This is a genomic window from Streptomyces sp. NPDC058653 (assembly GCF_042716895.1).
GTDB lineage: Bacteria > Actinomycetota > Actinomycetes > Streptomycetales > Streptomycetaceae > Streptomyces.
On record NZ_JBHXRM010000002.1, the window covers coordinates 358,983 to 367,806 of the forward strand.

At 66.4% G+C, this 8,824-nt stretch carries 6 protein-coding genes, 1 tRNA gene and 1 pseudogene; 2 read left to right on the forward strand and 6 right to left on the reverse strand.

Annotated features, from left to right (window positions below):
* Window positions 1-51 precede the first annotated feature (51 nt).
* The 4 genes and pseudogenes from ACFWU9_RS03270 to ACFWU9_RS03285 form a co-directional block, all read right to left on the reverse strand.
* A pseudogene (locus ACFWU9_RS03270) lies at window positions 52-561 on the reverse strand (cupin domain-containing protein).
* Between the two features lie 77 nt (window positions 562-638).
* The gene (locus ACFWU9_RS03275) at window positions 639-1,472 is read right to left on the reverse strand and encodes a PIG-L family deacetylase (RefSeq protein WP_384314358.1); all 834 of its coding nucleotides are present in this window, start codon (window positions 1,470-1,472) and stop codon (window positions 639-641) included.
* A 461-nt stretch (window positions 1,473-1,933) separates the two neighbouring features.
* A complete protein-coding gene (locus ACFWU9_RS03280; RefSeq protein ID WP_384314361.1) occupies window positions 1,934-3,112 on the reverse strand; it encodes a hypothetical protein in 1,179 nt (392 codons plus the stop codon).
* Between the two features lie 451 nt (window positions 3,113-3,563).
* Window positions 3,564-4,481 carry a hypothetical protein gene (locus ACFWU9_RS03285; RefSeq protein ID WP_384314363.1) on the reverse strand — a complete coding sequence of 306 codons (918 nt, stop codon included), beginning with the start codon at window positions 4,479-4,481 and terminating at the stop codon, window positions 3,564-3,566.
* 481 nt (window positions 4,482-4,962) lie between these two features.
* On the opposite strand from ACFWU9_RS03285, the gene ACFWU9_RS03290 reads away from it, so the two are divergent.
* Window positions 4,963-5,610 carry a hypothetical protein gene (locus tag ACFWU9_RS03290; protein WP_384314365.1) on the forward strand — a complete coding sequence of 216 codons (648 nt, stop codon included), beginning with the start codon at window positions 4,963-4,965 and terminating at the stop codon, window positions 5,608-5,610.
* A gap of 30 nt (window positions 5,611-5,640) precedes the next feature.
* Window positions 5,641-6,795: a helix-turn-helix domain-containing protein gene (locus ACFWU9_RS03295; RefSeq protein WP_384314368.1), complete on the forward strand. Its 1,155-nt coding sequence runs from the start codon at window positions 5,641-5,643 to the stop codon at window positions 6,793-6,795.
* 450 nt (window positions 6,796-7,245) lie between these two features.
* Here the strand turns inward: ACFWU9_RS03295 and ACFWU9_RS03300 are convergent, their stop codons facing one another.
* Window positions 7,246-7,848 carry an exonuclease domain-containing protein gene (locus tag ACFWU9_RS03300; RefSeq protein WP_384314371.1) on the reverse strand — a complete coding sequence of 201 codons (603 nt, stop codon included), beginning with the start codon at window positions 7,846-7,848 and terminating at the stop codon, window positions 7,246-7,248.
* 440 nt (window positions 7,849-8,288) lie between these two features.
* Window positions 8,289-8,361 (reverse strand) — tRNA-Arg (locus ACFWU9_RS03305).
* Window positions 8,362-8,824 lie beyond the last annotated feature (463 nt).

Sequence of the window (8,824 nt, forward strand, 5' to 3'; positions counted from 1 at the left end):
GCCGGCGTGCGGTGCTCATCGCAGGCTACTGCCGCCGGTCCGCGGGCCGGGCTACTTCGTCCCGTTCCCGAAGTCCTTGACGAAGTAGCTGTCGTGCCTGATACGGAACTCCTTGAGCTCCTCACCGCCCCGCCTCGACATCTCCGCGACCCGCTCGAAGTACTCCTCGCGGGGCGCACCGGGAGCGAAGAGCATAGGCATGGACATGGGCTCGTCGCTCACGTTCCGAAACGCGTGCAGACCACCGACCGGCACCTACGGAAAGCCCCCCTCACGCCCCGTGACCCACTTCTCGCCGTCGTAGAGCTCCAATTCACCGGAGAGGATGTAGAAGGACTCCGACATGGCCTTGTGGAAATGAGTCCCGGCCCCCGCGGACCGCGCCCCCAACTCCGCCTTGTAGAGCGCGTACTCACCACCGGTCGAGCGGTGGGTGGCGAGATAACGGGCGGCCCCACCGCGGGGGCTCCTTCGAAGGTCTCGACCTCCAAGACTGCTCCCGCCCCGAAAGCCCGGCTTCGGCCTTCCGTACGATCTCGCGGGCGGCGGCGGGCTGCCCAGTCAGCGGCAACTACCCCGCCACCGGGCGGTGTTCGGCAGGTCTCGCGGGCGGGGGCGGGGGCGGGGGCGTGGGCGGATCAGTGGAGTCCGGCGAAGAGGTCGTTCTCGGGCAGGGCGGCGTCGGTGGTGTCCCGGACGCGTACGAACGTCTCGGTCCCCATCAGGTCCGTGAATCTCTCCCGGCCCATCTTGAGGAAGAAGATGTTCTCGCCCTGGCTGGCGTGCGCCGCGAGGGAGTCGAACTTCTGGCCGCTGAAGGCGGTGGTGTCGACCCAGGTGGTGACCTGGTCGTCGGGGAGCCCGATTTCGGCCAGCGCGGCGGCCTCGGCGGGGTCCGGCTCGGTCGTGCCCTCCTGGAACTCGCGCATGGTCTCCCCGAAGCGCCGCACCATCGAGCGGGGCATGGTCGTCCAGTACACCTTGGGCGTCAGCTCGGTCATCTCCAGCGCTGCCATCGTGATGCGGTGGGCCTGGATGTGGTCGGGGTGGCCGTAGAAGCCGTTCTCGTCATAGGTGACGACCACATCGGGCCGGTACTGCCGCATGAGCTCCGCGAGCCGGGCGGCGCCCTCCTCCACGGGGGTCTGCCAGAACGATCCGGGGGCGTCGTTGCTGGGCCAGCCGGCCATCCCGGAGTCCGCGTAGTCCAGCGTCTCCAGGTCGCTGATCTTCAGGACGTCGCAACTCTCCCGCAGCTCTTGCCGCCGCATAGAGGCGACGGCCGCGGGATCGTGCCCGGGCTCCCCGGGTTTGACACCCCCCGGCCCATCACCGCACCCACCGTCGGTACAGGTCACGAGTACCGTACGAACGCCTTCGGCGGCATACCGTGCGAGGACTCCTCCGGTCCCGGTGGCCTCGTCGTCGGGGTGGGCGTGTACAGCCATGAGAGTCAAAGGCCGGTCAGTCATGGAACGGGTCCTCCTGCGAAATGGATACCGATCAAGGCACGCGCCGTTAGCACGACACGCCCTCCTCACTCCATGCAACCGCACGGACGGGACGGGCTGTTCCCGGCAGGTCCGCTTGGCAGCACACGCAAACGACCCCTGGACACGATGTCGGGGACCAAACAGGGACTCTTCCTGGGGAAAACATCCAGGTCAGAGGGGTAGCGCACGGTGCCCCTCGACAGGATTCGAACGTGCGACACCCGCTTCAGGAGATCGTCGATCCTGGCCTTCACCTGGAGCTCAGGTTTTCGCCCCTTTCGACATAGTTACCGGACGGCGCGGGTCGGCGAGGAGGGCTCCAGCCACACTCGTTCAGGAGAACCATCAACTGGTCCCGCCTGACGATCCTGACGTCCGCGAAGCTACGGCCTGGTAACACGGGTGAGGGTCGGACGGCTGAACGGCATCTCGCACAAGGTTTACGTCGGAGGCAGGTCAGCGTGCGGAGCCGGCAGTCTGACTCCCTCGCTCGTCATCGCTCTCGTCGCCGCTGTAACGAACTCGGCGCGGGCCTCGTGAGGGTCGGCGCCGTCCAGGAGGAGGCTGGTGAATTCGGAAAGGGGCCAGGTGACGAGCGCGCCGTGGCGGGCGAAGTAGAAGGCGACGTTGCGGATGCGGTAGCGGTCCGTGGTGTCGAGCCAGGCATAGCAGAGGAGTTGCCACAGCCAACGCGAGGAGCGGTCCGGGCGGTCGGTCTTAACCACTGTCTTCACGTCGATCAGAGTGGCGCCGTCGGCGCCGGATATCAGCAGGTCGCCATCGGCCCAGTGGTTGACGAAGACCGGGCCCGCTATGCCCAACGGCTGACCAGGGGGGCGGTTTCCGGCGAGCCGGCGTAACTCGGCCAGGGCACCGTAAGTTTGTGTCTGCTCCGCGAGCCGCGCCAACTCCTCGACCACCGGCTCACTCGCGGTGGCCCGCATCGCCTCGACCGTGGGGACGCCGGGCCGGAAGACCTGGTGCATCGACTCGTCCACCGCCCCGGAACGGTAGACGCTCTCGAACATCTCCAACAGCCAGTAGCTTCGGGCGAGTCCGGCCTCGGCGCCGGGGGTACCGAGCTGACCGGGTGGGGCGTACCGCTCGGCGTAAGCCCGGGTCCGCTCCAGGAAGTCGGCCAGTACCGGTTCGGCAGGCAGAGCGCGACCCGACCCGAACCTGGTGCCTACGCGGCTGCTGATGACTGCTTGCATCTCGCCGTGCTGGGCCGAGGGTTCCGCCCCGGGCACCAGGTCCAGCCAGCCCGTGACGGTCGGCCGTACGTCCAGCGCCTTCCCGCGCTGCGATGCGCCGAGCCGGGCGTGCGTCGGATAGCGGACCGCCTGCTCGTCCGCCCACTCCCGGCGGGCCAGTCCGGCCGCCACGAGTCCGTGCAGTGCGTAATACGGCGGCGCGGGCTGCACCAGAGTGGCCAAGCGTGCGCCGAACGCGCCGCCGACCGCGGCCCAGTGCCGGCCGTCGACCTGGCCGCGGGGGAACACCGCCCGCCGCCCTCGCACCGCTTTCGGCAACAGCGCGGCGACCTCCGCCGTCCCGGTCAACCGGCGTGCGCACCAGCGGCCGATCTCCCCGTCCTGTAGTTGGGATGTCAACGACATCGGCGCCCCCCCGGCACTCGGATCCTCGCGACCGGATGACAGGAAATCACAAGCCGCATCCGGGGACGGAGTCATTGGGACGTACCACCCTTGCCGTTCGGCCTCGCTATGAGGTCGCGGTTCGCGTCCACCTCATACCGGCTGGGCGCCCATCGGCTCATCAACCTGGAGCTGGGAGCACCTGGAGTGCTTACAAGAAGATGCAGGGCGGCAACAGCAAGCCCGCCACCGCCCACCAATCCGACTGCACCGTCCGCGCCGCGCTGTGCGAAGCGGCCCGCAGAGGGGAACCGAACTTGAGCTCTGAGCTTGGGAATCATGGGGTGCTGGAGGGTTTATAGCTTCCTGACCCGCTCGTATGCCGATCTGGCTGTCCTGCTGTTCTAACCGGCAGTGAGCGTGATTGGCCTCCTGGGAACTGCCCTGAAGGGCTGGCCAGGGGCTGAGAAGTTCAGCTGATACTGGCCGTATCAACCTGGCTGCTCCCTCGGCCTCTTACGGCAGGCAGGCTGTCGGTGATGGCTTGGGCGTAAGCCGCGAGGAGAGCTGTCAGTTGGTCCAGCATGTCGGAAAGCTTGTCGTATTCGGCAGACTCCGTACTTGTCCAGGGTGTATCACCGTCGTCCAACTCAGACATTCGTACTCCGGCCATCGCCGCTCTGACCACCTCCCCGGCGGCAGCCCGTAGGCGCTTTGCAGCCTCTGGCGGGGTTCGGGCCAGTAGAGAGTCGAGTTCATCCGGCTGGGGCATCGCAGGGATCCGGTGCTCGACCCAGAATCCGCCCCAGAGGCGACGTCGTCGTGCTTCCGGGAACTCGTCGTCCACCACATGCACCTCACCTGCCCCGTCTCGACGCACGAGTAGGCCAGAGCTAGCTGCGAGATCGGCTGTCGCGGTTGCATGCTCGTCGTCATGACCATCTGTGGAGTCGGGAAACGGCGGGGCGAGGAATGCGCTGAACTCCTCGAGTCGGCGTGTGCGGTCGTCCGCCTTAGGCACGACGACCAGGTCTTCCTCGGCCATCAGGATGTCCGGCGCTGCTGCACCCGCGCGAGCGTAGAGCAGCGGCGTTCCGAGGACCGCGGACTTCCAGGCCATTGTGGCTACGTCGACCCACCAGGACACGTACTCACGTGCGGCAGTGCGATGGGCTCTCGCGTTGTTGTTGGCCAATCGCAGACGGACTGAGAGCAGGACGGGATCCGCTTTGTAGCGCGCGCCCTTCTGACCGGCACGCTGCTCGATGCCGAGCTCGTTGAGCGCGTCCAACTCCTCCATGCGCCGCTGCTCGGCTTCCCATTCCTGGAGCAGCACTGTTGAACAGCGAGCGAGCGCGGACAGCGCCTCGTCGATCTCGTGAGCAGTCATGCTCCGCGAGACTTCGGCTGAGATGGACGTGGGGCGTGCGGAAGGTGCGGTACCGCTCATACGAGTGCTCCTGAGAGGAGGTGGGTGCTCTCGGATCCCTTCGTACTGCGTGCAGCAGGAAGACTTCGGCGAAAGCGTCAATTCTGAGACGTGGGTGCTGTCGCGCTGGTAATGCCCGGGCTGCCATCGGGACGACGGCGGAACGCTGCTTCGGTCGTGTCGGTTTGCCCGCGGATTGCCCAACTCTTGTACGGGCACGGTGCGGACTGGCTGCATGGACGGGTGTCCTTGGTGCGAGTGCTCAGAACGAGGCTTCTGGACGGGCTTGGACAGCAAGGAGTACCTGTGCCACCTGGCTGAGAGACGGGAGTCTGAGCTGGTGGGCTGAACAGTGCGGTCTGACCAGGCAAGTTTCTTGATTTTCGACCTCGAATGAGGGAGGATTTCCGGAAATCAACTCTCTGTGGTCAGGGGCTTGGGCATGGCAGTTGTGTACGTTGAGGATTCGCGCGCTCGTAACAGGCTCGCTGAGCTCGGGCTGTCTATCGAGGAGATCGAGACGGTTCTGCGGCGTGCCGAAGCGGAGCGGAACTTCTGCACTCCGTTCGACCCACTCTCGCTGCCTGGCAACATCTTCTGGGGTCGCACTGTGCGCTTCCTGCGTGAGACTTATGTCCGCAAAGGCTGGCGTAGCGCAAGCCCCAGCAACGTGCCGCTCCTCATCTCGCCGACCGATGACTTCGCCGTCACTGCTTCGAGCGGAAGCAAGGAGACCGGTTTCGCCGCCCTCACCCCTTCGACGCGATACCCCAAGGGCTCCGCAGTCATCCGGAGGGTGGAGACCAATCGTCAGTTGACGCTCCCCGGCTACGAAGTCGAGACCGAGCCTCAGGAGGTGGGCGACGGCATCCCGACCTGGTTCCTTCTCTACCAGCACGTGAACATGCAGACAGGCACGCGGGTGTACGCAGAACTGTCACTGCCGAGCAACACGGGTAGCCGTGGCAAGATCGACACCTGGCACGAGCGGATCATCCTGCCCTGGATCGACTTCGAGGGCGTCACTCCGTTCCCGAGCGAAGACGACGGCGACGGCGGCATCGACATCCCGATCGAGCGCCTGGGCTGACACGTCCCCCCAACTCATAGGCACACTCCCATGACCACCGCTTCTCGTCTCGTCCTCGCGCGTAAGCGACGAGGGCTGACCGTCACTCGGCTCGCCCAGTTGGCGGGTCTCACCGCCCGACGACTGTCGGACTTCGAAAATGGGAGAGCACATCCCAGCCCGCCCTCTTTGACGGCCATCGCCAAGGCGCTCGAATTCCCGGAAGAGTTCTTCAGCGCAGAGGAGGTAGCCGACCTCCCCCTGGAATCGGTGAGCTTCCGGGCGCTGAGCAAGATGACAGCTTCGCAACGCGACATTGCCCTCAGTAACGGTCGTCTGGCCCGCGTCCTGCAGGATTGGGTCGCGGCTCGTTTTGGCCTACCGGCTGCGGCCCTGCCTTCCCTGACGTCCTTCAGCCGCCTGAGCGTGGGCGAACAAGCTTCGTTCCCGGGAGAAGCGGCGGGGCCTGACAGTTCTGCCGAGTCCGCAGCCGAACTCGTCCGAGCCCGTTGGGGGTTGGGCGTGGCTCCGATCTCCAACATGGTTCACCTCCTGGAGGCTCACGGGGTCCGGGTTTTTTCTCTTTCCCGTGACTGTCCGGAAGTCGATGCCTTCTCCTTCTGGGATCGAGGCGTTCCCTTCGTTCTGCTGAGCACTGAGAAGACCGCCGAGCGAGGGCGCTTCGACGCGGCGCACGAGCTTGGCCATCTGGTCCTCCATGGGGAGGAACAGGTTCCACACGGTCCGCAGGCGGAGGGGGAAGCGCACCGATTTGCGGCCGCCCTTCTCATGCCGGCTGCAGACGTGCTGGCGTACGCGCCACGCAACCCCAGCACTCACTGGATCCTCCAGGCCAAGCGGCGTTGGAAGGTTGCCGCAATGGCGCTCGCTCACCGTCTGCACGAACTGAACCTGACCACTGAGTGGCAGTATCGGACTCACTGCATCGAGCTTGGTCGGCTGGGCTACCGCAAGGCGGAGCCACAAAGTCGGCTGGGCAGAGAAACCTCGCAAGTGCTGGGAAAGGTTTTTACCGCCCTTCGTGCCGAAGGCACCCCACCAGCCGATGTCGCCCGCGATCTTCGGCTTCGCCTCGCAGACCTCAATGACCTCATCTTTGGTCTCGTCGTGATTGGCCAAGACGGCGGGCGCAGCAATGGCCACGCAGCACCCACGCAGCGTCCGCAGCTATCGGTCGTGCGTTGATCTCATTTGGTAGCCTGCGGCCTACGGCGTGCCCTGAACGGCGAATTCGCCCATGGCGATTTCGCAGTCGACGGCCAGCAGCCCGGACGGTGTGCAGGCGGTGGCCGGAATGGCGGCGGGTGAGTGCGTCCCCGCCGCGATGGCGGGGTCAATGTCGGTGGTTGCCCACCCTGGTCACCGAATCTTGCACGGCTTGTGAGGCGCAAGAGATGTGACTGTTTCTCTCCCCAGCGGGTGATGCAACGCTTTCCCCGACGCCAGCGAAGCAACTCAGACTGAATCACTTGAGATTCGAATCTGTCGTGGTTGCCCCCAAGACGCTTTCAAAGCCTCGTCTGGGCGGTCGGCGGGGGACGGGGACACTCTGACCTTGGGTGAGGCTGCTGAGGAATGTGGTCTTGCCCGTGGAGTGGTTGCCCGTGACGCCGATGCGGATGGGATGGGGGGTGGTCACCACAGGGTGGGGTCCTTGTCTGGTTCGGGGGCTCCGGGCAGGCCGGGCGGTACGGCCGCAGCCACGAGTTGGTCCCAGGTGTCGTACCGGTCGGCCATGAGGATCAGGAGCTGGGCGGTGGCGTAGGCGTCGTAGGTGGCGCGGTGGCGGTGTGCGGGGGCCGCGGTCAGGTCCGGGTGGAGGTGTTCGATCAGGGCGTCGAGGGTGTACTTGGGCAGGGAGGGGTGGCTGGCCTTGGCGAGGCGGAGGGTGTCGAGGACTCCGGCCGGCCGCCACGTCGGTAGGTGCGCGGACAGCACCCGGTGGTCCACATGTGCGTTGTGCGCGCAGATCCATGAGGTGTCCAGGATGGTGTGGACCTGGTCGGCGATCTCTTCCCAGACCGGCTCATGTTGCAGGCGCTCGTTCGTCAGGCCGTGGACGCGGGTGGCGAACGGGGTCACGGGGTGCCGGGGTTTGGTCAGCCATGCTCCGGCTGTGCTGGTGTCCGGCCGTCCTTCGCGTACGGGGAGTGCGGCGACTTCGACGAGGTCGGGCGGGTTGGTGCCGTTGCCCTCGATGTCGACCACGAGCAGCGGGGGCCAGGAGGAGAAGTTCATGCGGGGGTGGTTCCGTTCTCCGCCGTCCAGCCGATGGGGGCCCGGCCGTGTTGGCGGTGGTGGTGGGGTTTGGTGCGGTCGTGGCACTGGTAGCCGAAGCCGTGCTGGAGGAAGTAGCGCGGCGGCTCGTCCAGTCCCCTCCACGACGATGGGACGTCGGCGTCCGGCGGCGGTGATCACTGGCGGGCGTGGGGCCCGCCGGGCTGGGGCGCTGGACATGGTGCGGGCTGTGGCGCTGGCGGCGTGGCGGTGGCCGGGGTGGTGGTCGCGTCTCGCCACGGGCGGGCGGGAGCGGCTGTCTCGTGCTGGCAACGGGCCAGCTCGTCCGTCGCGGGCATGTCGCACAGTCGCCCACCTCTGCCCGCAGCCCCATCTGTGCTGCGAGGACGAAGGCCCTCCCGTCCGTCGGACGGGAGGGCCTCTGAACAGGTGTTTCTCTGTGCCCCCGGCAGGATTCGAACCTGCGACACCCGCTTTAGGAGAGCGGTGCTCTATCCCCTGAGCTACGGAGGCGAGGGGCTTGTGCGGAACCTTTGGCGAGAACTCGGAGGGAGTTTCGCGGTCGGCGAGGCAAAGTCCCAGGTAGACCTTCCAACCCGAGACAGGGTAGCGGATTCGGCGTCCGGGGGTGGTCGCTGGGGCGTTGGTGGGGGTGGGATGGGCTTGTGGGGTGGCGTTGACCTGCGTGGTTGGTCGGATCTAGGGGGTGAGGGCGCGCTGGGTTGGTCGTGTTCTGGGCCAGCCTGGAGGCTTTGGGGTGGGTGCCGGCCCCCGGTGCGGGGCCGGGGGGCGGCGTAGGTGGTGGGGTTATGTGGGGATGGGTTTGATTTTGCTGCAGTTCTTCCAGTCGACCCAGGGGCGGGCGCCGCCGCTTTTGGGGCCGGTGGCGTAGGTGGGGTTGCCGGTGATCTGTTGTGATTTCTCTTCGTGGGTGACTTCGATGCCGAAGAGTTTGAAGCCGAGGGTGAACTGGCCG

Excerpts from the sequence above, each read along its gene's own strand:
- ACFWU9_RS03275 (WP_384314358.1), bottom strand. The coding sequence starts at position 1,472 with ATGACTGACCGGCCTTTGACTCTCATGGCTGTACACGCCCACCCCGAC.
- ACFWU9_RS03280 (WP_384314361.1), bottom strand. The coding sequence starts at position 3,112 with ATGTCGTTGACATCCCAACTACAGGACGGGGAGATCGGCCGCTGGTGC.
- ACFWU9_RS03285 (WP_384314363.1), bottom strand. The coding sequence starts at position 4,481 with ATGACTGCTCACGAGATCGACGAGGCGCTGTCCGCGCTCGCTCGCTGT.
- ACFWU9_RS03290 (WP_384314365.1), top strand. The coding sequence starts at position 4,963 with ATGGCAGTTGTGTACGTTGAGGATTCGCGCGCTCGTAACAGGCTCGCT.
- ACFWU9_RS03295 (WP_384314368.1), top strand. The coding sequence starts at position 5,641 with ATGACCACCGCTTCTCGTCTCGTCCTCGCGCGTAAGCGACGAGGGCTG.
- ACFWU9_RS03300 (WP_384314371.1), bottom strand. The coding sequence starts at position 7,848 with ATGAACTTCTCCTCCTGGCCCCCGCTGCTCGTGGTCGACATCGAGGGC.